This is a genomic window from Rhizobium sp. Leaf321, assembly GCF_001423215.1.
Lineage (GTDB): Bacteria > Pseudomonadota > Alphaproteobacteria > Rhizobiales > Rhizobiaceae > Neorhizobium > Neorhizobium soli.
In genome coordinates, this window is record NZ_LMOF01000006.1 from 1,199,013 (window position 1) to 1,221,613 (window position 22,601).

The 22,601-nt window shown below is 60.4% G+C and carries 24 protein-coding genes and 1 tRNA gene; 14 read left to right on the plus strand and 11 right to left on the minus strand.

The window, feature by feature from the left end:
- Positions 1-84 precede the first annotated feature (84 nt).
- The 4 genes from ribH to ASF70_RS12135 all read left to right on the plus strand — a co-directional run bounded on the left by ribH (position 85) and on the right by ASF70_RS12135 (position 4,583).
- Entirely contained in the window at positions 85-543 is a 459-nt protein-coding gene (ribH, locus tag ASF70_RS12120) for a 6,7-dimethyl-8-ribityllumazine synthase (protein ID WP_062579948.1), read from the plus strand.
- Positions 544-547: 4 nt separating this feature from the next.
- On the plus strand, positions 548-1,027 hold the full coding sequence (gene nusB / locus ASF70_RS12125; protein WP_062453277.1) for a transcription antitermination factor NusB: 480 nt from the start codon (positions 548-550) through the stop codon (positions 1,025-1,027).
- A 20-nt stretch (positions 1,028-1,047) separates the two neighbouring features.
- Positions 1,048-2,277: an MFS transporter gene (locus ASF70_RS12130; RefSeq protein ID WP_062579950.1), complete on the plus strand. Its 1,230-nt coding sequence runs from the start codon at positions 1,048-1,050 to the stop codon at positions 2,275-2,277.
- 164 nt (positions 2,278-2,441) lie between these two features.
- A complete protein-coding gene (locus ASF70_RS12135) occupies positions 2,442-4,583 on the plus strand; it encodes a sodium-translocating pyrophosphatase (protein ID WP_062579951.1) in 2,142 nt (713 codons plus the stop codon).
- 79 nt (positions 4,584-4,662) lie between these two features.
- Here the strand turns inward: ASF70_RS12135 and ASF70_RS12140 are convergent, their stop codons facing one another.
- The gene (locus tag ASF70_RS12140; RefSeq protein WP_062454732.1) at positions 4,663-5,187 is read right to left on the minus strand and encodes an outer membrane protein assembly factor BamE; all 525 of its coding nucleotides are present in this window, start codon (positions 5,185-5,187) and stop codon (positions 4,663-4,665) included.
- A 223-nt stretch (positions 5,188-5,410) separates the two neighbouring features.
- Between ASF70_RS12140 and ASF70_RS12145 the strand changes: the two genes are divergently transcribed.
- From ASF70_RS12145 to ASF70_RS12180, 8 genes are all read left to right on the plus strand, one after another.
- Positions 5,411-5,962, plus strand: a complete 552-nt coding sequence (locus ASF70_RS12145; RefSeq protein ID WP_062579953.1) for a ubiquinol-cytochrome C chaperone family protein — start codon at positions 5,411-5,413, stop codon at positions 5,960-5,962.
- On the plus strand, positions 5,959-6,537 hold the full coding sequence (locus ASF70_RS12150) for a DUF177 domain-containing protein (protein WP_062579955.1): 579 nt from the start codon (positions 5,959-5,961) through the stop codon (positions 6,535-6,537). Before ASF70_RS12145 ends, ASF70_RS12150 begins: the two co-directional genes overlap by 4 nt.
- A gap of 148 nt (positions 6,538-6,685) precedes the next feature.
- Complete coding sequence (gene plsX, locus ASF70_RS12155; RefSeq protein ID WP_062453272.1) at positions 6,686-7,732, plus strand: phosphate acyltransferase PlsX; 1,047 nt, start codon at positions 6,686-6,688, stop codon at positions 7,730-7,732.
- A gap of 20 nt (positions 7,733-7,752) precedes the next feature.
- Positions 7,753-8,724, plus strand: coding sequence for a beta-ketoacyl-ACP synthase III (locus ASF70_RS12160; protein ID WP_062453271.1), 972 nt, complete (start codon positions 7,753-7,755; stop codon positions 8,722-8,724).
- Between the two features lie 139 nt (positions 8,725-8,863).
- Entirely contained in the window at positions 8,864-9,202 is a 339-nt protein-coding gene (locus ASF70_RS12165; RefSeq protein ID WP_062453270.1) for an integration host factor subunit alpha, read from the plus strand.
- Between the two features lie 172 nt (positions 9,203-9,374).
- Positions 9,375-9,908, plus strand: coding sequence for a MerR family transcriptional regulator (locus ASF70_RS12170; RefSeq protein WP_062453269.1), 534 nt, complete (start codon positions 9,375-9,377; stop codon positions 9,906-9,908).
- Between the two features lie 106 nt (positions 9,909-10,014).
- Entirely contained in the window at positions 10,015-10,479 is a 465-nt protein-coding gene (locus ASF70_RS12175; RefSeq protein ID WP_062579958.1) for a BA14K family protein, read from the plus strand.
- A 183-nt stretch (positions 10,480-10,662) separates the two neighbouring features.
- Positions 10,663-10,739: transfer RNA gene (locus ASF70_RS12180), tRNA-Pro, on the plus strand.
- Positions 10,740-11,195: 456 nt separating this feature from the next.
- On the opposite strand, the gene ASF70_RS12185 is transcribed toward ASF70_RS12180, so the two are convergent.
- The 8 genes from ASF70_RS12185 to ASF70_RS12215 all read right to left on the minus strand — a co-directional run bounded on the left by ASF70_RS12185 (position 11,196) and on the right by ASF70_RS12215 (position 17,094).
- Entirely contained in the window at positions 11,196-11,531 is a 336-nt protein-coding gene (locus ASF70_RS12185) for a hypothetical protein (RefSeq protein WP_062579960.1), read from the minus strand.
- Positions 11,532-11,669: 138 nt separating this feature from the next.
- Complete coding sequence (locus tag ASF70_RS12190) at positions 11,670-11,855, minus strand: hypothetical protein (RefSeq protein ID WP_062579962.1); 186 nt, start codon at positions 11,853-11,855, stop codon at positions 11,670-11,672.
- A gap of 102 nt (positions 11,856-11,957) precedes the next feature.
- Positions 11,958-12,107, minus strand: coding sequence for a hypothetical protein (locus ASF70_RS24340; protein WP_092661949.1), 150 nt, complete (start codon positions 12,105-12,107; stop codon positions 11,958-11,960).
- 76 nt (positions 12,108-12,183) lie between these two features.
- Positions 12,184-12,477: a hypothetical protein gene (locus ASF70_RS12195; RefSeq protein ID WP_062579963.1), complete on the minus strand. Its 294-nt coding sequence runs from the start codon at positions 12,475-12,477 to the stop codon at positions 12,184-12,186.
- Between the two features lie 57 nt (positions 12,478-12,534).
- Positions 12,535-13,779, minus strand: coding sequence for an O-antigen ligase family protein (locus ASF70_RS12200; protein WP_244474033.1), 1,245 nt, complete (start codon positions 13,777-13,779; stop codon positions 12,535-12,537).
- Positions 13,780-13,784: 5 nt separating this feature from the next.
- Positions 13,785-15,323 carry an undecaprenyl-phosphate glucose phosphotransferase gene (locus tag ASF70_RS12205; protein ID WP_062453263.1) on the minus strand — a complete coding sequence of 513 codons (1,539 nt, stop codon included), beginning with the start codon at positions 15,321-15,323 and terminating at the stop codon, positions 13,785-13,787.
- Between the two features lie 78 nt (positions 15,324-15,401).
- Positions 15,402-16,565 (minus strand): glycosyltransferase family 4 protein, encoded by a 1,164-nt coding sequence (locus ASF70_RS12210; protein ID WP_062579966.1) that lies wholly within the window; start codon positions 16,563-16,565, stop codon positions 15,402-15,404.
- Positions 16,566-16,572: 7 nt separating this feature from the next.
- Positions 16,573-17,094: a polysaccharide biosynthesis/export family protein gene (locus ASF70_RS12215; RefSeq protein WP_062454730.1), complete on the minus strand. Its 522-nt coding sequence runs from the start codon at positions 17,092-17,094 to the stop codon at positions 16,573-16,575.
- A 296-nt stretch (positions 17,095-17,390) separates the two neighbouring features.
- On the opposite strand from ASF70_RS12215, the gene ASF70_RS12220 reads away from it, so the two are divergent.
- On the plus strand, positions 17,391-19,718 hold the full coding sequence (locus tag ASF70_RS12220; protein WP_062579968.1) for an exopolysaccharide transport family protein: 2,328 nt from the start codon (positions 17,391-17,393) through the stop codon (positions 19,716-19,718).
- Between the two features lie 36 nt (positions 19,719-19,754).
- Here the strand turns inward: ASF70_RS12220 and ASF70_RS12225 are convergent, their stop codons facing one another.
- Both ASF70_RS12225 and ASF70_RS12230 read right to left on the minus strand, forming a co-directional pair.
- Positions 19,755-20,981 carry a GNAT family N-acetyltransferase gene (locus ASF70_RS12225; RefSeq protein WP_082471874.1) on the minus strand — a complete coding sequence of 409 codons (1,227 nt, stop codon included), beginning with the start codon at positions 20,979-20,981 and terminating at the stop codon, positions 19,755-19,757.
- Positions 20,982-21,105: 124 nt separating this feature from the next.
- Positions 21,106-21,318 (minus strand): DUF2842 domain-containing protein, encoded by a 213-nt coding sequence (locus tag ASF70_RS12230; RefSeq protein ID WP_062453259.1) that lies wholly within the window; start codon positions 21,316-21,318, stop codon positions 21,106-21,108.
- A 159-nt stretch (positions 21,319-21,477) separates the two neighbouring features.
- Between ASF70_RS12230 and ASF70_RS12235 the strand changes: the two genes are divergently transcribed.
- On the plus strand, positions 21,478-22,581 hold the full coding sequence (locus tag ASF70_RS12235) for a COX15/CtaA family protein (RefSeq protein ID WP_062580252.1): 1,104 nt from the start codon (positions 21,478-21,480) through the stop codon (positions 22,579-22,581).
- Positions 22,582-22,601: the final 20 nt, after the last annotated feature.

The following is a 22,601-nucleotide window of genomic DNA, read 5'->3' on the forward strand; positions in this document are numbered from 1 at the left end:
CACTTGCCAATCCCGGCCGGGCATGTTTTGACCGCCGAATATTCGGCTTGTCGCCCAACGCGCCGATGTAACCAAGGTGAAATCATGCCGCAAGAAAACGCACCTCACATCCTGATCGTGGAAGCACGGTTTTATGACGACATGGCGGACGCGCTGCTCGATGGCGCAACGACCGCTCTCAAGGATGCGGGTGCGACCTACGACGTGGTGACGGTTCCCGGCGCGCTCGAAATTCCGCCGGCAATCGCGATGGCGCTCGATGCTGGCGATCAGGACGGCACGTCCTATGACGGCTTTGTCGCGCTCGGCATGGTCATCCGTGGCGAAACCTACCATTTCGACATCGTCTCGAACGAATCCTCGCGCGCGCTGATGGATCTTGCGGTCTCCGAATCGCTGGCGATCGGCAACGGCATCATGACCGTCGAGAACGACGAGCAGGCCTGGGTGCGCATCAAGCGGTCCGAGAAGGACAAGGGCGGCTTTGCGGCCCGTGCCTGCCTCACCATGATCGCACTGCGCGAAAAGCTGAATGGTGGTTGATAGAATGTCCAAAGAAGGCGAGCATCCGGTCAAGCCGGCAAATCAGCGTGGCGCGGCGCGTTTGGCAGCCGTTCAGGCCCTGTATCAGATGGATGTCGGCGGCACCGGCGTTCTCGAGGTCGTGGCCGAATATGAGGCCCATCGCCTCGGCCAGGAACTCGATGGCGATACCTATCTGAAGGCGGATGCCTCCTGGTTCCGCTCGATCGTCGCCGGCGTCGTACGCGATCAGGACAAGATCGACCCGCTGATCCGCTCGGCGCTGCAGGAAGACTGGCTGCTGTCGCGGATCGATTCCACCCTGCGCGCCATCCTGCGTGCCGGAACGTTCGAGATCGTCGAGCGCAAGGATGTCCCGGTGGCCGTCATCGTTACCGAGTATGTCGAGATTGCCCGCGCGTTCTTCGAGGAAGATGAGCCGAAGGTCGTCAATGCGGTTCTCGACCGCATTGCCAAGCAAATCCGCGGCGACGCGAAGAAGTAACATCCCGGAAAGAGCATCAGATGGACGAAGCGGTCGAGCGTCAAAGAATTGACTTGAGCACCGCCCGCCGCAGCGTCTTTCTGCTCGCAGGCACCCAGGCCATCCTGGGGTCTGCCACACCTCTCACAGTGTCGATCGGCGCTCTTGCCGGCTACCAGCTTCTCGGCGACGACAAGTCGCTTGCGACAGCGCCGATCACCGCGTTCAACCTCGGCACGGCCGTCGGTGCGGTGCTGATTGCCATCGCGTCCAAGTTCCTGGGCCGCAAGGCGGCCTTCATGTCGGGCGGCATGCTCGGCGCGATCGGCGGCGGGCTTGCGGCAATTGCGCTGTTTCGCGGTGATTTCTGGCTGTTTGCCTTCGCGCTGCTGCTGGTCGGGTCCTGCGCCGGTTTCACCCAGAAGATCCGCTTCGCCGCTGCCGATATTTCTCCCAAAGCCTATAAGCCGCGAGCCATCTCCTGGATCCTCGGGGCCGGTATCGTCTCGGCGATCGTCGGGCCTCAGCTCTCCATCGCCGCAAAGGATTGGCTGGCGCCGGTGACCTTTGCCGGTGCGTTCCTGATGCTGATCCCGCTTTGTCTTGCCGGTATCTGCATCATGGCCTTCCTGCGTCTGCCGACCAAGGCGGATGCGTCGCTCTCAACCCAGCAGCCGCCGGCACGGTCGCTGCGGGAAATCGTCGTGACGCAGCGGTTCATGACCGGCATGGTCTGCGGTATCTGCACCTACGCGCTGATGACCTTCGTGATGACTGGTGCGCCGCTCGCCATGGTGATCGGCTGCGGCTTTCCGACGGAACTGGCGGCGCTCGGCATTCAGTGGCATGTGCTCGCCATGTTCGGCCCAAGCTTTTTCACCGGCATGCTGATCACCCGCTTCGGCGCGGAAAAAGTGGTCGCCGCCGGCCTCGTCACGCTGATGGGCTGCGCGATCGTTGCCCATATGGGCGTGGAATTGTGGAATTTCTGGCTGGCGCTGGTTCTCCTCGGGATAGGCTGGAATTTCGGATTCATCGGCTCGACCACGATCGTCGCCTCCAGCTATCGACCGCAGGAGGCCGACAAGGTGCAGGGGTTTCACGACATCGTCCTCTTCGGCACGGTGGCACTGTCCTCCTTCTCCTCGGGCAAGGTGTTCGTCACCTGGGGCTGGTCATTCATCAACCTGGTGATCTGGCCGGTCGCGATCTTCTGCCTTCTTCTCATTCTGGCGCTGATGCTGCGCAGGCCCGTCGCAAAAGCCAACTGACCCGGTTCTATTACCGTCGTAGCGCTTGACGGCGGTTGTTCCTCACCGCAATCTCACCCGCGCATGGCAACAGCTGCGTTCCTTGGGAGGGGAAAGCCGTTGCTGGAGGGTGCAGAATGCCGGGGCGGCATCGGCCGCAGCCGGTCAGGGAGAGGAAAATTCGCATGACTGTAATTCTAGGTGTGATCGTCTGCGGTCTGCTGTCGATCATTTATGCTGCATGGGCGACGCGTTCCGTACTTGCCGCCGATCAAGGCAATCAGCGGATGCAGGAGATCGCCGGTTATATCCGCGAAGGCGCACAGGCCTATCTGTCTCGCCAGTATATGACGATTGCCATCGTCGGTGTGCTGGTTGCGGGTCTCACATGGTTTCTTCTGTCTGGCACGGCAGCCATCGGCTTCATCATCGGCGCCGTTCTCTCGGGCGCTGCCGGCTTCATCGGCATGCACGTCTCGGTGCGGGCCAATGTGCGCACGGCGCAGGCGGCATCCCATAGTCTGGCAGCAGGTCTCGACATTGCCTTCAAGTCTGGCGCCATCACCGGCATGCTTGTCGCGGGCCTCGCACTGCTCGGCGTGTCCATCTACTTTTTCATCCTGACAACCGTGCTTGGCCATGCGGTCGGTTCACGCGAAGTGATCGATGCCCTTGTGGCACTCGGCTTCGGCGCCTCGCTGATCTCGATCTTCGCGCGCCTCGGCGGCGGCATCTTCACCAAAGGCGCCGATGTCGGCGGCGATCTCGTCGGCAAGGTGGAAGCCGGTATTCCGGAAGACGATCCACGCAACCCGGCAACGATCGCCGACAATGTGGGCGACAATGTCGGTGACTGCGCCGGCATGGCGGCCGACCTGTTCGAGACCTACGCAGTCTCGGTTGTCGCCACCATGGTGCTTGCCGCAATTTTCTTTGCCGGCAGCGCCGTCATCGACCAGGCGATGCTCTATCCGCTGGCGATCTGCGGCACCTGCATCATCACCTCGATCGTCGGCACGTTCTTCGTCAAGCTCGGCACCAACGGCTCGATCATGGGCGCCCTCTACAAGGGCCTGATCGTGACGGGGCTGCTGTCCATTGTCGGACTTGCAATCGCGACGTCGATCACAATCGGCTGGGGAACGATCGGCACGGTTGCCGGCATGGACATCACCGGCGCCAGACTGTTTGCCTGCGGCCTCGTCGGGCTGGTCGTGACAGCGCTGATCGTTGTGATCACCGAATACTATACCGGCACCAACAAGCGGCCGGTCAATTCCATCGCCCAGGCCTCCGTGACCGGCCATGGCACCAACGTCATTCAGGGACTGGCCGTCTCGCTGGAATCAACCGCGTTGCCGGCACTCGTCATCGTCGGTGGCATCATCTCCACCTATCAGCTCGCCGGACTGTTCGGCACAGGCATCGCCGTCACCGCCATGCTCGGCCTTGCCGGAATGATCGTGGCACTCGATGCCTTCGGCCCTGTCACCGACAATGCCGGCGGCATTGCCGAAATGGCGCACTTGCCGCCGGATGTTCGGAAAGCCACGGATGCTCTGGATGCCGTCGGCAATACGACCAAGGCCGTCACCAAGGGCTACGCGATCGGCTCAGCCGGTCTCGGCGCACTGGTGCTGTTTGCGGCCTACGCCAACGATCTCCAGTACTTCGTGGCAAACGCCGATAAATATCCGTACTTCCAGGGGGTAGGCCAGATCTCGTTCAGCCTGTCCAATCCGTATGTGGTGGCGGGCCTGCTGTTTGGCGGTCTCATCCCGTATCTGTTCGGCGGCATCGCCATGACGGCGGTCGGCAAGGCGGCAAGCTCGATTGTCGAGGAAGTTCGCCGGCAGTTCCGCGAAAAGCCCGGCATCATGCAAGGAACGGAAAAGCCCGACTACGGCCGCGCGGTCGATATCCTGACCAAGGCCGCGATTCGCGAAATGATCGTGCCCTCGCTGCTACCGGTGCTGGCACCGATCTTCGTCTATTTCGGTGTGCTTCTCGTCTCCGGCGGTGACAAGGCGTCCGCCTTTGCAGCGCTCGGTGCCTCGCTTCTCGGCGTCATCATCAACGGCCTGTTCGTCGCGATCTCGATGACCTCGGGCGGCGGCGCCTGGGACAATGCCAAGAAAAGCTTCGAGGACGGTTTCGTCGATAAGGACGGCACGCGCCACATGAAGGGATCCGAAGCCCACAAGGCTTCGGTGACAGGCGATACGGTGGGTGACCCCTACAAGGATACGGCAGGCCCTGCCGTCAACCCGGCGATCAAGATCACCAACATCGTCGCCCTTCTGCTGCTCGCGGTTCTCGCCCACTAGAACCAGGTCTCATCCAGACAAAAGAAAGCCCGCGGTACCATTGGTATCGCGGGCTTTTTGATATTCGGAAATGCGCTTGTTAGTTGCCCATGCTCTGCAGCATGTTGCGGATCTGGCCGGCACCGCCGCTTGCTGCTCCGGAACCACCCGACAGAAGCTGCTGCAGGAAGGTAAGGTCGCGGCCGCCGGTTGGCGTCGTGCGCGAGATCGTGTCGAACACCTTGCCGTCCTGAAGTGCGTAGTTGGCGCGCTGGGCGACCACGCCGTTCTTGTCGAAATAGATGGCAAGCACGCTCTGCTCGACGATCTGCGGCTTCATGAAGGCTGCCCGACGGTGGCGCTTCTGGGAAATGTAATAGAACACTTCCGTATCGAAGGTCGCGGTCGTCGACGGTGTACCCATGGTCAGGATCACCTGCTCGCGGCTTGAACCGACAGGGATCAGGTTCAGCGACTGCTGGTCAACGACATAGCCGTTGTACATCGTGTCGCCGATTTCCATGGATGTGCAGCCGGAAACTGCAATCGATGCAACGACAAGGGCCGCCGCCGTTTTGCTCAACGCTTTCATTTCGTATCCGAAAACCCGCTTCTTCAACGGTATCCCCCACATGTCGATGTGCCGGCGGAAGCCGGTTACTCTGCTGCTCATACCATTGTGGCTATTCCGGGGACAGCTGACTGCCGCTTCCGGATAGCCGAACCGAAGCCCGCCGATGGCGAATGCATTGCAATTCGTGCCTGCTTCGGTAAACCAGCTTTCGTTTGCATGCAACATCGCCAGCTTCGACCATGACGCAAACATGAAGGCAAATGCAGGAAACACGATGATATTCGGCCTGTTCAAAAAGAAAAACAGCAATCAGACCATCGTCAACCGGCAATACTACGCCCTGACGTCGGCAGCGCGCATCCCCGTGTTCTACGAGGATTTCGGCGTACCCGATACCGTGATGGGCCGGTTTGAAATGCTGTCCATCGTGATGATCCTGTTTTTTCGCCGGACGGCGAAGTCGGGGCCGAGCGGGCAGGAACTGGCGCAGGAGATCGTCGATGCCTTCTTTCAGGATATCGACCATTCGATTCGCGAGCTCGGCATCGGCGACCAGGGGGTTCCGAAGCGGATGAAGAAGCTCGCGGGCATGTTCTACGGTCGGCTCGAAACCTATGCCGCAGCTCTCGACAGCGGCGACGAGACCGCGCTTGCCGCAGCGCTGCACCGTAATATCCATCCTAAAGCCACCGATATACAAGACATGAGCGCACTTGCGCACTGGATGACAACCACCGAAACCGCTATGTCAGCGGTCTCAGAAGATACGATTTCCCGTGGGCTGCTGGTCGTGCCGCAGCCGGTCCGGGAAGGCGAGGAACAATGAAACGCGATCAAGAACCCAGCAAGGCCAAAGGCGGCAAGCCTCCGTTCTCCTATCCTGTGAAGGTCGGAAACATTTCGGCCAATCCCGTCACTGTCACTGTTGAAGCCGATGAAAACGAGCTGAAGGGCTTGGCCGTTCTCTGGGACGTCGTATCGGTCAATTCGTTGAAGGCGGAAATCTACATTGCCCGCTGGAAGAAGGACGGCGTGCGCCTCAAGGGCCACGTCAAGGCCGCCGTCACCCAGGCCTGCGTGGTGACGCTTGATCCTGTCTCGTCGACCATTTCAGAAGATTTCGATCAGGTCTTCGTGCCTGAGGGATCCAAGCTTGCGCGCGTCGTCACTGCCGAAAGCGCCGAGATGGTGGTCGATCCTGATGGTCCGGACCTGCCGGAAATGTTTGTCGGCGATACGATCGATGCGGGCGAGGTCGTTGCCGAGTTCGTGGCACTGGCGATAGACCCTTATCCGCGCAGGCCGGGCATCGATTTCAAGGACCATATCGAGAGCGACCCGAACGATCCGGCGACCAAACCCAATCCGTTTGCTGCGCTCAAGGATTGGAAAAAAGACTGAGACCGGTTGTAAGCAGAAACAAAACCTATATTTTGGCCACGATTTCGCCGGCAGGGCGGCGCATGAGCGTGCCCACTGAAGAAGCAAAAGTCGGCGCAGGCATTCGTTGCAGGCGCGTGCGGCCGGTTAAAACAAGGATCAGGGACGCGTGATCAGAATTTCGATTGACGCCATGGGTGGCGACTTTGGCCCCGAGGTCGTCATGGCGGGCGCCGCGAAGGCGCTCGAACGCCATCCCGACGTCAGTTTTCTCCTCTACGGACTGAAAGCCGAATGCGAGCCGTGGCTTGCGCGCTATCCGAAATTGCGCGAGCGGTCCGTGTTCCATGCGTGTGAACTGGCCGTTGCCATGGACGAGAAGCCGAGTGCGGCGCTACGCCGTGGTCGCTATGTGTCGACCATGTGGCGTTCCATCGAAGCCGTGAAGCTTGGCGAAGCTGATGTCGTTGTGTCCGCCGGCAATACCGGTGCGCTGATGGCAATGTCGAAATTCTGTCTTCGCACGTTGGCGAGTATCGAACGCCCCGCAATTGCAGGCATCTGGCCGACGCTGAAGGGCGAAAGCATCGTTCTCGATATCGGCGCGACGATTGGCGCTGACAGCCAGCAGCTGCTCGATTTCGCCCTGATGGGCGGCGCTATGGCGCGGGCTCTGTTTGAAGTCGATTGCCCGACCGTCGGCCTTCTCAATGTCGGTGTCGAAGAGGTCAAGGGGCAGGAAGAGGTGAAGGAAGCCGGTCGGCTGATCCGCGAAGCCAACCTTCCGCACCTCTCCTATCACGGTTTCGTCGAGGGAGACGATATCGGTCGGGGCACCGTCGACGTTGTGGTGACCGAAGGCTTTACCGGCAATATCGCTCTAAAGACCGCCGAGGGAACCGCGCGCCAGATCGCCACGCTTCTGCGCGAATCCATGTCGCGCACGCTGCTTGCCCGGATCGGCTACCTTCTCGCAAAGCCAGCATTCGATCGCTTGCGCGAGAAGATGGACCCGAACAAGGTCAATGGCGGTGTCTTTCTCGGCCTCAACGGTATTGTGATCAAGAGCCACGGTAGCGCCAACGCCGAAGGCATCGCGGCCGCGATCGCAGTCGGCTACGACATGGCGCGAAACGACCTCAACGCCAAAATTTCGCAGGATTTGAAGATTTATCATGCCAGACGCCTGCCGCCGGCCGGCCCTGAAGCCGCATGACGTTAGGATGTGATTTGACTATGATTCGATCAGTTGTTCGCGGTTACGGGGCAGCGCTCCCGAAACGGGTCGTCACCAATCGCGAGCTGGAGACGATGGTCGACACGTCGGACGAGTGGATCGTCCAGCGCACCGGCATCACCCAGCGCTACATCGCCGGCGACGACGAAACGACGGCATCGCTCGGTGAGAAGGCGGCGCGGGCAGCGCTCGATAATGCTGGCCTGACACCTGACGACATCGATCTGGTCCTTCTGGCGACTTCGACGCCGAACAACACCTTTCCCGCGACCGCCGTCGAGATCCAGAACCGGCTCGGCATGAAGCATGGCTACGCTTTCGACATGCAGGCGGTCTGCAGCGGCTTCGTTTACGCGATGACGACGGCAGACCTCCACCTGCGTGGCGGGCTTGCGAAGCGCGCGCTGGTGATCGGCGCCGAAACCTTTTCCCGCATTCTGGACTGGAACGACCGCACAACCTGCGTGCTGTTCGGCGATGGCGCCGGCGCCGTTGTGCTGGAGGCTCAGGAAGGCGAGGGCACGATTGCCGACCGCGGTATCCTGACGGCGCATCTGCGCTCGGACGGATCCCACAAGGACAAGCTCTACGTCGATGGCGGCCCATCGACGACCGGCACGGTCGGGCACCTGAAGATGGAAGGCCGTGAGGTCTTCAAGCATGCGGTGGCTATGATCACCGACGTGATCGAGGACGCATTCGAGGCGACCGGCACGACTGCCGAGGATATCGACTGGCTGGTACCGCACCAGGCCAACCGTCGTATCATTGATGGATCTGCCAAGAAGCTCAACATTCCCACCGAGAAAGTCGTCGTCACCGTCGACATTCACGGCAACACGTCTGCGGCATCGATCCCGCTTGCGCTTTCAGTTGCCTGTGCCGACGGTCGCATCAAGAAGGGCGATCTTGTGATGCTGGAAGCCATGGGTGGCGGCTTCACCTGGGGTGCCGTCCTGATCCGCTGGTGATGCCGGCTGAAAACCTGAGCCATATTATGAAATAATCAATGCCGAACAGATGCTTGGCCCGGGGGCGCTTGACCGTGGGGCACAACCAAAATACTGTTTGCGGGCTTTGATAATATCACATTAAATCAGGCGGGGGACCATGGCCGGCAAGACAGTCACACGCGCGGATCTGGCGGAATCGGTTTTTCGCAAGGTTGGCCTCTCTCGCACGGAATCGGCGGAACTCGTCGAAACGGTAATCGACGAAATCTGCAACGCCATCGTTCGCGGCGAAATGGTCAAGCTTTCGTCGTTTGCGACATTTCAGGTGCGCGCCAAGAACGAGCGCATCGGTCGCAATCCGAAGACAGGCGAGGAAGTACCGATCTCACCCCGCCGGGTGATGACCTTCAAGGCATCCAATGTTTTGAAGCAACGCATCCTCAAAGCGCACACATTGCGCAAGGTCAAGCAGAAGCCGGCAAGCCCTGCGAGCTGACACGCCCGTTTTGCACGCTGGCACCCCTGCCAAAACACCAATCTTGTGAACACACTTGAATCTTTCGGTGCAAGCCGTTGAGAAATGTGCGATTCGACGCATAATCCTCGTCCAGCCTTTCGTGCTGACCCCTTTCGCGCCGCACGGCCGTTCGATCCCTGGAGATTGACACTTGGACAAGAGCCCGGACGCATTCCGCACCATCAGCGAAGTCGCTGACGATCTCGACCTGCCGCAACACGTCCTGCGCTTCTGGGAAACGCGGTTTCCGCAGATCAAGCCGATGAAGCGGGGAGGCGGCCGTCGCTACTACCGCCCGGAGGACGTGGACCTGTTGAAGGGGATCCGTCACCTTCTCTACGACCACGGATACACGATCAAGGGCGTTCAGAAGCTCCTGAAGACGAATGGCAACAAGTTCGTCTCAGCAATCGCATCGGGTGATATCGCCACGATGGAAGCCATCATGGCGGCCAACAGCGAGAAGAATGCCGAGCCGAAAATTTCCACCCAGGAAGAAGATCAGGTCGTCGGGCGCCCGAAGGTAAAGCCGAGCGGCCGGTTCTTCGGTTTCGGCGGTGCCGGGGAGGACCAGTTGGAAGTCTCGGTTGGAAAATCGAGTGTCGGCAAGGAAGACCGTGCCCTGCTACAGGAGGCACTGTTTGACCTTCTGGAATGCAAGCGCCTGCTGGACCAGGTTCGTTGATCCGATACCTGCTTACATGAACTCACTGTAAATTTACCGTTCACCTCTGGTTCAAACGCGAAGGTACAACATTTACCTACGAGGAAACACAAGAGGAGATGCAAACGTGAAAAAACTCGCAATCATTGTCGTCTCGGCCATGACGGCACTGACGAGCATGGTACCGGCACACGCCTTCCCTGTCGTCAACGCACCGAAGACCATCGAAGCGCCGCAGAGCGTTGATCAGGTCCAGCAGGTTCAGTGGCGGCATCGTGATCGTTGGGAAGGTCGTCGCTACTATCGTCACCATCGCGACTACCGCCGCGGCGACTATTACCGCGGTCGCCACTACCGTGGCCACAATTCAGGTGCGATCATCGGCGGTCTTGCTGCCGGCGCTCTGATTGGCGGTGCCATTGCATCCCAGCCGCGCTACGCCGAACCGCGTTACGTGCAGCCACGTCGTTACGTGAACGCCAATAGCGCGCACGTCAACTGGTGCGCCAACCGCTACCGGTCCTACAGGGCTTATGACAATACGTTCCAGCCCTATAACGGCCCGCGCCAGCTGTGCTACTCGCCCTACTGATAGGGTAGTCGCCAAGGCGTCCTGATAGGCCGGCTCCAGACAATGGGGCCGGCTTTCTTGTTGAAGCAAGACCGTCGATCCGAGATCCATTGAAAGCCGATTTTTTCCTTGCGTGGTGAAGATCATGTCAGTATGGAATGCATGCTTCACGCGACGCCGGTCCGCCGGCTCGAAGCGATGTGGCGGAATGTAGCGCAGCCCGGTAGCGCACTTGACTGGGGGTCAAGGGGTCGTCGGTTCGAATCCGGCCATTCCGACCATTCTTCCTTCGGCGACAGGCTCCCCCAGAGCCGCTTTGACCTGAGCTCGCCACTGGTGAACTCGTCTTTCGTCACGCCATCCTGTTGCCACGTCACTCACCAGAACCTGTGAACGAATGATGGATCATCCCGAACCGCGTTCGACTTATCTGACTACAATTTGCATTTGGCTGGAACGTCAGTGTTCCCGACGCGTTGTCAGATAGGAAAACAAAGGAGAATGTGATGTTGAAGGGTGTTGTACTTTGGGCGATGGGCGTTCCGATCCTTGTAATCGTGCTGCTCTACGCATTCGTATTCTAAGTTCTGGATTTCTGGCGGTAACGGCCAGTGCATTTCGATCTAAAAGGGTCAGCTCCGAAACACGAGCTGACCCTTTTTCATTTTTGCCGCTGTTGTCGAGATACAGCTCGAGCAAAAAAAGGCCCCGCACTTGCGGGGCCTTTTCAGTCAGTCTTAGATTTCCGGGCAACCAGGGCGATTGGCGAAGGTGATCCGGTCGGGACCCCGACGGGTCATGCCCTGGACGGTGATGCTGCGGCGAGTGGCGCGGACGATCTCCGTCTGACGGAAGCCTTCGTCGCGAGCGGCGGCGCGTGCTTCGCCAGGGCTGCAGCCCATGCGGCGATCGCGTCTGTCGTAATCGCGATCCCTGTCGCGGATCACCGGGCGCACGCCGTCAGGTCCGATGCGCAGCTGTACGTCTTGGGCCGATGCCGGGGCAGTGGCCGCACCAAGGGTGCAGACGGACAAGGCCAAGGCCAGGCCTGCCTTTGCGAAAACATTGATCATTGTATCCTCCGTGTATGGAGCCGTGGCAGGGCCTGCGGCGCAAGATATTCACGGGGATGTAACTGATTTGTGAGTGGTAAAGTTCCGCCTGCGATCAATCAGCAAGTATAGGCGTAGCAGACGCGATAGTAGTTCGCGTTAGCGAAAACGCGCTGTCCGGCTCGCATTCATCAGAAGCTCCTGCTCGGAAGCAAACGACCCCAGGAGCTGCAGAAGACGGTTTTCTTCGTCCTTGTCGAGACGGTAACGGCGGGCGAAGTCAGTTACGCTCCACACCTTCTTCATTCCGCACTGCTGAAGATCGACGGATGTAATATGCGACATTGTGCCCCCTCACAGATATTGGAGGATGGTATCCTCCAATATCCAGTGCATACAAAACGACTCTAAATAAAGAAATTCTTAAGCTCGGTTTTCCCGGAGAAACTACTTTTCCTCGACCTTGACGCCGTCTTGGCCGATGCTGAATTCTACGCCCTTTGGCTTGGTTTCTTCGCGGTAGACATAGAACCCCAGACCGACGACCAGAACAACGAGAGCGCCGATGATGAAGTACAGATTATTGGAACGCGTCATGAATTTCCCCGACTATGCAATTCTGGCCGGGAAACGCCTATGAGCTCAATATGTTCCAGCGAGTTTCAGGTTTTTTTCAATCGTCGTTTGCGGCGTTGAGATCTTCGGGGCGCATGCCCTCTTCCTGACCGTCTTGCTTCAGTCTCACACCCGGTCCCATTCCGGATCCGCCGTCGCCGGCTGCCAGGAATATAACGCCCCTTGTCTCGAAGAATGCCCTCAGTCTCTCACTGATGGTTGGGTCGGGCAGGGCGTCATGGGCCTCCGCGTTGTCGAATTCGACGGCGGACAGGCCCGAAGCGGCGCAAAGCGCCTCTTTCGAGATGCCGGTGAGTGCGCGCGCTGCGCGAATTTGTGATGAGGTCAACATACGAGAAATCTGGCGCAAGGCGACCCAATGTCAAGGACTTGCGCTTGAGGCAACAACTCAGGCCTGTAACGGCGGCATCGCGGCAGTGGTGTTTCGCTGATAGCGGTTTTCCAGGGCGACGCACGCCCAGAGAATGCCGAGCGAGAGATAGAAATGCCGCCAGTGGTCGGTGTCGATGACGTTGCCGATCATCGCATGTCCCAGGATCAGGACCCATGCAATCATCAGAAAAGGCTGCCAAGGCCTCTCGCGCAGCATATAGCGGAAGCCCATCCACAGGCTGGACCAGATCATGATCTGATACGTCACCGCACCCACCCAGCCATAGGTCGTGAGTGTCTTCAGCCAGATATTGTGCTCGTCTTCGCCGAAGATTTTTCCAAGCGCCATCGGTCCCATGCCGAGCGGTCGCTCCATCGCCATCAGGAAGCCCATCTTGTGCCGCTCGAAGCGACCAAGCCGCGCGCCGTCGTAATCCTGCACCAGTTTCGCACGGTTGGAAAACAGGTCGGCGATCTGCGGGATCTGCAAAGCGATCGCAAGGGCGAGCACGAGAGCCACGCCGGCACAAATCGAGATGACCAGGATCTTCAGGCGGAATGCCGTCGTGCGCTCCTTGAGGAGCATGAGGACGATCAGTGCAATGGCACCGAACAGCAGGAGGCCCCAGGCCGCGCGTGAAAACGACAGGAAGATGCCGATCGCCAGCACCAGCATGCCGAGGATGAGAAGGGGGGTACGGATGACCGGGCCGGTCAGCATGCGGTAAAGGAGATAGAGGAGCGGGCCGACCAGATAGGGGCCGAACACGTTGGGGTCCTGAAAGGCGCCCATCGCGCGGTTATAGCGGGTAAAGACATGGGCCCCGGGAAACGCGTCGAAATAGCCGAGGATGCCGAGAGTGGCCGTGATGATGGCGGCCGCCACCCAGGCATGAAAGATGATCTTCAGCCGCCGATGGTCGTTCTCTATGACCGCTGCAAAGAACACGGCGGTGAGCGCAAGAAAGATCGAGACCGCATAATACATGCCGGCGCCGGACGAATCCTTCATTACGAAGATGGAAAACAGACCACTGATGTTGAAGATCAGCAGCATCGCCATCAGCATCGCGACGGTGCGCGAGATCCTGAGCCCAAACAGGAACCAGAGGCCGATCTGGGCCACCATCATCAGTTCGTAAGGGGCAGGCTCCGACATGACGAAGCCGGACAGAAACACGCCGAAGGCCAGCATGCCATTGGCCACGAGGGCAAAAACGGCCAGCTGGACGTTGAACGGCCGGGTCTCATGTGCGGCCAGCGTCGTCAATATGCATTGTCCGTGTTGAGAAGCCGGATCGGTGTCAGGAACAGGATCTTGAGGTCGAACAGGATCGACCAGTTCTCGATATAGTCGAGATCGTGGGCGGTGCGGGCACGGATCTTTTCGTCGCTGTCCAACTCGCCGCGCAGTCCGTTGATCTGCGCCCAGCCAGTCACGCCGGGTTTCACGCGGTGGCGGGCGAAGTAGCCTTCGACGACGTCCACATATCTGCGTTCGCCAGTCTGGGCACTGACCGCATGCGGACGGGGACCAACGAGAGACAGCTCTCCTTTCAGCACGTTGAACAGCTGCGGTAGCTCGTCGATCGAGGACTTGCGCAGAAACCGGCCGACGGGCGTGACCCGCGGATCGCCCTTGGTCACGGCCCTGATCGCGGTCTGGTCGCTCATGCTCGTGTACATCGAGCGGAATTTGAGAACGTTGATGATCTCATTGTTGAAGCCGTGGCGCTTCTGGCGAAACAGCATCGGCCCTTTCGAGCTGAGCTTCACGGCAATGCCAGCAGCCAGCATGACGGGCCAGAGGCAGGCGATCGCGAACACGGCAAAGACGATATCGAAGATGCGCTTTGCGACCGAATCCCAGTCGCGGATCGGCTTGTCGAAAATATCGAACATCGGAACGGTGCCGACGTGACTATAGGCCCGTGGGCGGAAGCGCAGGCGGTTCGCATGCGCCGCGAGCCGGATATCGACCGGCAGAACCCAGAGTTTGCGCAGAAGCTGCAGGATACGCTGCTCGGCGCTGGCAGGAAGCGCGATGATGAGCATGTCGATACGGGCAAGGCGCGAGAATTCCACAAGCTCGGCAAAGGTACCGAGCTTCGGGTAGCCGGCAACGACGGTTGGCGAGCGGTCGCTGTTGCGGTCGTCGAAGATGCCGCAGATGCGGATGTCATTATCCGACTGGCGTTCCAAAGCGCGCACCAGTTGCTTGGCAGGTTCGCCGCCGCCGACAATTACGGCGCGGCGTTCCATCACGCCGTTGCGCGCCCAGTGGCGGATGCCAAGCGCGATCGCCTGCCGCTCGGCGGCAAGGACGACGCAGCTGACGGAGAACCAGACGATGAGACCGGTCACGGGCACCCAGCCGCCCGCGGCAAAGCTGAGCGCGAGATTGGTCAGGACAAAACCGAAGGCCCATGTGATGAGAACCCGCTTCAAGGTCCTGTTGGCGGACCTCAGGGAGGGGATCTGATAGGTGTCGGCAATCTGCAGAAGCAGAAGCGTGATGGCAGAACCGAAGGTGATGATGACCAGGCGGGAAAGCGACATCTCGGTCGCGCCGTAGATCAGGTCGACGATGAGGCCGACAATCAGGATCGCGGCAAATTCGGTAAGCCGGATCAGTCCGACCAGCAGGGATGGCGAATAGCTGGTTTCGCGGAACTGCTGGGCGATCTGGCGTGCGAAGGGATTGAGGACCGCGCCCGCTTCCTTCTCCTCGCTCGCACGCATCTCTGAGACCTTGCGGCGAAGGCTTTCGACGTCGAATTCATCGGGCTTGTTCAGCGGGCTCATGCCAGGATCCTCGACTCAGCTGCCGCGAAGGCGCAGAAGTAGTCTCAGTCCAGTAGCAAAAAGAAGCTAAAGAAGCCTTTAGCTGTACCTTCGGTCAGGGATTTGGCCGAGTAGATCCTGGTACAAGTGAAGCATGTCGTCCGCCATAACGGAGGCGGAAAACACTGCCTTAAAATCGGACGGCTTCGGCATGACGCGGTCATGCCACTCCGGTGTCTGCAGTGCCTGCGTCATCACGTCGGAAAGGCTTGCGGCGTCGCCGGGGACGGCAAGGGCCGCACTTTTCACACCCAGCACTTCGGGAATGCCGCCGACACGCGATGCGATGACGGGTTTCCCGGCGGCAAGCGCTTCCAGCACGATATAGGGCATCGCTTCCGCGCGCGACGGAACGACGACGAAATTTGTGAGGGCGAACGCCTTGCGGGCGGGCATGGCCGGCATCATCGTCAGCCGGCGGCCAAGGCCACGTTCGGAAATCATGGCTTCATAGCGCTCACGGTCCGGACCGTCGCCGACCATCAGCGCCGAGAGCGGCCGACCGACCGCGCGTTCCGTTCGGGCAAAGGCGTCGATGAAGACATCCGGTCCCTTAAGGTCGCGCAGCATGCCGATATAGAGAAAGTCGACCGCGGAAATGACCGCTGGGACCGGCTCGAACTCGGCTTCGCCAATGCCGTTATAGATCACGCGCGCAGTCTTGAGCGGTTTTCCGACCTTTTCCTCGTAGGTGCGGCGCTCGTAATCGCAGACAAAGACCAGGGCATCGCCGAAGCGTTCCTGGAACCGTTCGAGCTGCAGCACGACCTTGCCCGAAAGACTGGACCGGTCGAAATGCAGACTGCCGCCGTGCGGCGAATAGAGGCGGGCCACGCAATACCTGTTAACCCGCAAGGCTGAGCCGATCAATCGCGCCAGAACGCCGCCCTTGGCGCCGTGTCCGTGCAATATGTCCGGCCGCAAGCTCTTGATATGCTTGTAGCTTCTGTAGAGTGCCGCAAGATCGGAAGGAGCGATCGAACGGCGCATCGGAATTCGTGTCAGGCCAAGCGAAAGCTGCGGCCGGATCGTGTCGAACAACCTGTCCTCGTGCTCGCCACCGGTCGAGCTGTCGCAGAGGATGCCGACCTCGTGGCCGGCAGCCCGATGTTCTTCCACCAGGTCGCGCACATGGCGGAAGATCCCGCCGACGGGCGACCTGAAACAATGGAGGATGCGCAAGGGAGGGGCCTCAGCCGACATGATGATGTCAGAACAGCCGCTCGCGGACGTAGACCGTGTCGCCAGCGAGGACCTGTGAGGAAATCGTCGTACGGCCCGTGATGACCTCGCCGTTGATCTTGCGTGTGACGTCGACATCGCGCTGGTTTCCGCGAGAGGTAAAGCCTCCGGCGATTGCGATGGCGTTCTGTGCCGTCATGCCGGGCACATAGGAATACTGTCCGGGTCGTCCGACTTCGCCCATGACGAAAACCGGGCGGTAACGATCCATTTCGATCGTCACGTCGGGATCGCGCAGATAGCCCTGCTTGAGCTTGGCGGCGATTGCACCCTCGAGCGTCGGCATGGTCTGGCCCCGGGCCGTGATCTGACCGATCAGCGGGAAGGCGATATAGCCGGCCTGATCGACGGTATAGGTGTTGGAAAGGCTCGGCTGTTCGAAGACGCTGACACGTAGCCGATCGCCGCTGTCCAGCCGGTAAGGCTGGATCGTCGCTTCCTGAAAGCTTTTCGGAGCCGGCTTGTATGAGGCGCAGCCCGACAGCGTCATCGCAACGGCTGCCGCCGCAAGAGCCAGAACGGTTTTGGCGCGCTGGTTGCGCGTCGGATTTTTCTTGTCTTGGGCGAATAGCATGTTCGCGTCCCAGGCTCGGGGTGGTGGTTCGACGATTTCGAGCCTGTTATCGATCCATTAGGGTTAATGCCCGGTAAAGAGAGGCGAGACGACCCTCGGAAATAATGCCTGCAAGATCAGAGTCCGGTTTTTCTTCGAAGCCGCGGCTCATTAACTGTAGCGTTACCATGATAATTTACTGTCCGCCCAAATAGACCAGTTTGGAGCGGGCAATGTCTGGCGTAAACGGCGGCCATCAGGATGTGGATATCGACCTCAGGCAGGTCATCGCGGCCGTCTGGGAACGCAAGGCGAAGATCCTCGCCGTGACGATCGCGGCGGGCGCGCTGGCGCTGGTCGGCGCCTCGCTGATCAAACCCAGCTACAAGGCCGAAACCAGGCTGCTGATCGAATCGCGATCGCCGAACCTCTCCGGCGGGGAAGGGGCAGGCAGTTCCAACGATCCGGTTCTGGACACGCTGAACATCACCAGCCAGGCCCAGCTGCTGCAATCGACCGACCTCATCAAGCGGGTTGCGCGCGATCTGAAGCTTTCCGATCGCCCGGAATTCGACCCGGCTGGACAGTCGGCACTGCCGGACCTCCTGGTGATGGTCGGCCTGAAGCAGGATCCGATGGCGATCGATCCGGAAGACCGGGTCATCCAGAAGTTCCGCGAAAAGCTGTCGGTCTATCCGGTCGAGGGCTCGCGCGTCATCGCCGTCGAATTTGCCTCGCATGATCCGAAGCTCGCGGCGGATGTGCCGAACCGGATGGCCGAAGCCTATCTTCAGATCCAGAGTGGCTCGAAGGTCGACACCCATGCCGAAACCGCCCGCTGGTTGGAGCCGGAAATCGCCAACCTGACGACCCGCGTCAACGATGCCGAAAAGAAGGTGGCGGACTACCGCTCCTCGAACGGACTTTTCCAGACCAGCGAAGCCAACAGCTTTTCCAGCAAGCAGTTGAACGATATCTCGACCGAACTTGCCCGCGTTCGCGCCGATCTCGCCAATGCCGAGGCCCGTTCGGAAAACGTCCGCGCTGGTTTGAGAGCCGGCCGCGCTTCGGACACGCTGGCGGACGTCGCGGGATCGCAGGTCATCCAGCGTCTGAAGGAAACCCAGACCAATTTGCAGGCGCAGATCAATGATCTCTCGACATCCCTGCTCGACAACCATCCGCGTCTTCGGGGACTTCGCGCGCAGCTCAGCGGCATCAATCAGCAGATCGAGCGTGAAACCCAGAAGATCCTGGCAAGCCTCGACAACGAGAGAGAGATTGCACGGCTCCGCGAGCGTCAGCTGACGCAGCAGATGAACGGCTTGAAGGCTGATTCGGCCAAGGCCGGTGAAGAGGAAGTCGGGCTGCGGGCCCTGGAACGCGAAGCGTCCGCCCAGCGCCAGCTGCTCGAAACCTATCTCGTGCGCTACCGCGAGGCGACGTCGCGCCGCGACGCCAATTCAAGCCCTGCGGATGCCCGCATCGTATCGAGCGCGGTCGAACCGTCGGAACCCTTCTTTCCGAAGGTCATTCCGATCGTCATCGTGGCGACGCTTGCGACACTGATCGTCAGCTGCCTGGTCGTCATCATCGCCGAACTGTTCAGCGGCCGGGCGCTCCGCCCTCTCAATCGCCGTCGCGAGGACGATTTCCTGCTGACACCACACGAGGTCGCAACGCCTGCAGTCGAACCGGCCCCGGCCGAGCCCGAACCGACCCCTGCCGGCGCTTTGGTTGCAACAACACCCGCCGCAGCTCCGGTTGCGGCAGAAACTGTTGCAGATCGGCCAAAGCGCGAACACAGACTGTTCGCGGCGGCAAAGGAAATGCTGGCTGCCTCCCGCAAGGATGCCGCTGCCGCGAAGGGCGCGGAAGTTGATCAGAAGCAGGAGGCTTCGATCGCTGCCGAGCCACCGGTCGAAGAAATTGCCGTGGCGCCGCCGGCGAACGACGGGGAGGAGGAATCCTTCACGATCGCGTCCGTTGCCCGCTACCTCCAGCGCCGTGCGGTGCCGATCGGCCTGGTCGTGTCGCCCGGTGGCGATGCAGGCTCGACGGCGACCGTGATGTTGGCCCGTGAAATTTCGGAGCGCGGTCGCACCGTCGCCCTGATCGACATGACCGGCTCGGCTTGCCCGACACGGCTGATGGCGCAGGACGTCAAGCTTGCCGGCATCACCGATCTGCTGTGCGGCGAGGTTGCGTTCGGGGAAGCCATCCATCCGGACCGTCTCTCGGATGCGCATATCATCCCGTTCGGTTCTGCCGATCCGGTTCGCGCCATGCGGGGCGCAGACCGGCTGCCGATGGTCGTCGACGCACTCGCAGACGCCTATGATCTAGTGCTGATCGAATGCGGCCCGGCGGAAGCGCCGATGCTGTCGCGACTGACCCGCAACGAAAAGGCGGAGGTCATTCTCTCCGTGCCTGAGTTCAAGGAAGAGGATGTCGCAAAGATTGTCCAGGACTTCCAAGGCGAGGGAATTCGCAACCTGCTGGTAATGTCTGACGCCAATGACCGCAGCTCGCCGCGCAAGGCTGGACGACAGGTGGCGTGAGCCACACCTCATGAACCACGATCTACAAGGCGGCTTTCATGCCGCCTTGTTCGTTTTGGCGGCCCGCAGTTTCTGCAAGAGTGCGTAAAGGCGCGGGTTGTGCTTCACCGCAGCCTTCGCCCTCGTTGCCAGAACCATCAGCGGTTTGAGGACGGAACCCTTCGGCGTGATGGCGATGAGAATATCGTGCAGCACGGTTTCCTGGCTGCACCAACTGCGCTTGTAGGGCTGGTCGCCCACGCCGAAATCGAACAGTGTCGCGCCTTCGTGGCAGCTTTTCTCGATCATCAGCCAGAACAGCAACTCGCCGGGGCTTGCTTCCGGGCAGATGCTGTCGTCGATGGAGCTGAACTGGCAGATCACATGGTCGCCCTTGCGCGACACGCCGGCAATCGCCACGACATGTCCCTCGTGCTCACCCCGCATGCGGATCGCGTGAAGGGTGAGCGAAGTGTCTGTCCCATCCGTCGGCGCGTCTATCAGGCGATGGAAAAACTCTCGGATCTCGGACGCGTGGAAGACATCGGGCAGGCCGAACATTTTCAGCCGCGCCGCCTTCTGGCGGAAGAACGTATCGAGCAGCGCGTGCTTTTCGTCCGCGTCTAGCGGGATCACATGGTCATAGCCGCCGGCCGCTTCGATCTTGCGGCTCTGCGAGCGGAATTTCTTGCGGCGGGTCTTGGCGTTGAGCTGTGCGAGCGTCGTCTCGAAATTCGGGAATAGCGGCAGCTGGAACGAATGGTTCTGGTTCTCCGTCGTTGCGAGAGCACTCAGCGGATGCCGACTGCCGCGCCAGGAGAGCGGCACGCAATCGAGCACCACGAGATCGGCGTAAGGAGAAAGCGCCGTGCGCAGCATGCGCAGGAACGGCTTCAGCTCGGCAGCGGAAGCCACCTCGAGTGCGGGATCGAACAGCCCGGTATTGAGATTGTTGTAATGGTTGCCGGGGAGGCGGGCGACGCGGATGCCTTTTTCAAGCACGATATCGAGCGGCAGGATAAACACGGCGCGACCGTCGATGCGACCGACGACGACTGCAAGCGTGCGGCCGTGGGATTTCGCCCAGGCTTCGCACCAGTCGAAACCCTGATGCAGCGAATTGAGCTTGATCGCCTGCAGACGGTGCCAGTCGGACTTCAGATCCGCCATGTCCGTCGCGACTGCCATTTCGATCTGCGCGAAACGCAACGGGACAGTCTCACGGGAAGGCGATCCCGATGTCCCTGCCGGCGCAAGCTCTTCAATCAGTCTCGAGGTTTGCATGACGCGCTCCGCTGTCTTTCAAGCGGGGAGAATAGGCAGCGTGCACCAACAATCTGTTTATTGCTGTGTCGCCCGCCGCCAATACTATCACGGCTGGTTAATGCGGGGTGAACCCAGGCATAACCTAGACTTTCGGCCGTGCGCCCGCCATCCACTTGATGATCAGCATGGCCGGCAGGATCCACAAAAGCCCCGACAGCAGGAAGTAGAGGAAATGCACCCACCACGGCGATGTCGCGAGCAACAGCGTCGCGACCGTGGTTGCAGCCAGCGCGTAGACGATGACGAGCACGATGATCATGATCGTGCCGATGAAACTTCTCAGGCGTGGGACCAACGCGTTTCTCCTCCCGCGACGCGATGCCGCAAAGCATCGGGGCTTGTTTTGCACGTGTCCTTGGGGCAAATCAACGCCAGGAGCGGAAAGATTACCGCCCGCATGGTGCTCTCAAGCGCGTGCAAGGCTGATCTTTCTTCGAGCGACAGGAGTTTCCGCATGTCGGCGACTGATAGCGTCATCATCGATGTCATCCATCCGGCAGCAAAACGCCGCGAGCGCGACCGCAGATCGGTGCGTATCTGGCTCGGCTTCGTCGTCTTCGTGCTGTTCTGCCTCGTCCTGGTCGGCGGCGCGACCCGGCTGACCGATTCGGGTCTCTCGATCACCGAATGGAAACCGATCCACGGCGTCATTCCGCCTCTCAATGCGGCAGAATGGCAGGAAGAGTTCGAGCTCTATCAGCGCATCCCGCAATACCAGCTGGTCAACGCCGGCATGACGGTCGACGAGTTCAAGACCATCTTCTGGTGGGAATGGGCGCACCGTTTCCTGGCGCGCTCGATCGGCCTCGTCTTCGCCCTGCCGCTGATCTTCTTCTGGGTGACCGGTCGCATCGAGAAACGCCTGCGCTGGCCGCTGGTCGGCACGCTGGCACTCGGCGGATTTCAGGGCTTCATTGGATGGTGGATGGTGTCGTCGGGTCTCACCAAGCTCGTCAGCGTGTCGCAATACCGCCTCGCCACACACCTGGTCATTGCCTGTCTGATCTTTTCCGCCTGCGTCTGGATCATGCGCGGCCTCACGCCCCAGAAGCAGGGGGCGGCCCCGACGCGTCACTCCTATATCGCGGCTGGAGGCCTCGCGTTTCTGGCGCTGTTCCAGATCTATCTCGGCGCACTCGTCGCAGGCCTCGATGCCGGCCTCAGCTACAACACCTGGCCGATGATGGATCGCGCCTTCGTTCCGGCCGACCTGTTCTTGCGCGATCCCTGGTGGATCAATCTGTTCGAGAACCCGAAGACCGTGCAGTTCGTTCACCGCTGCGGCGCCTATGTGCTTCTGGCCGCAACACTGATCCACATGATCGTGTCACTGTCCAAGGCACCGGGCTCGGTCCATACGGGGCGTGCCGTCATCCTGTTCCTGCTGGTCTGTCTGCAGGCCGTGATCGGTATTTTGACGCTGGTCTATCGGGTGCCGCTGGATCTGGCGCTCGCGCATCAGGGCGGCGCCCTTGTCGTGCTCGGCTATGCCATCACCCACTGGCGCGGCTATATCGGCGAATACCCGCTTGAAGACAGAAAAGCCGCGGCGAACTGAGTTCACCGCGGCCTCAAGTC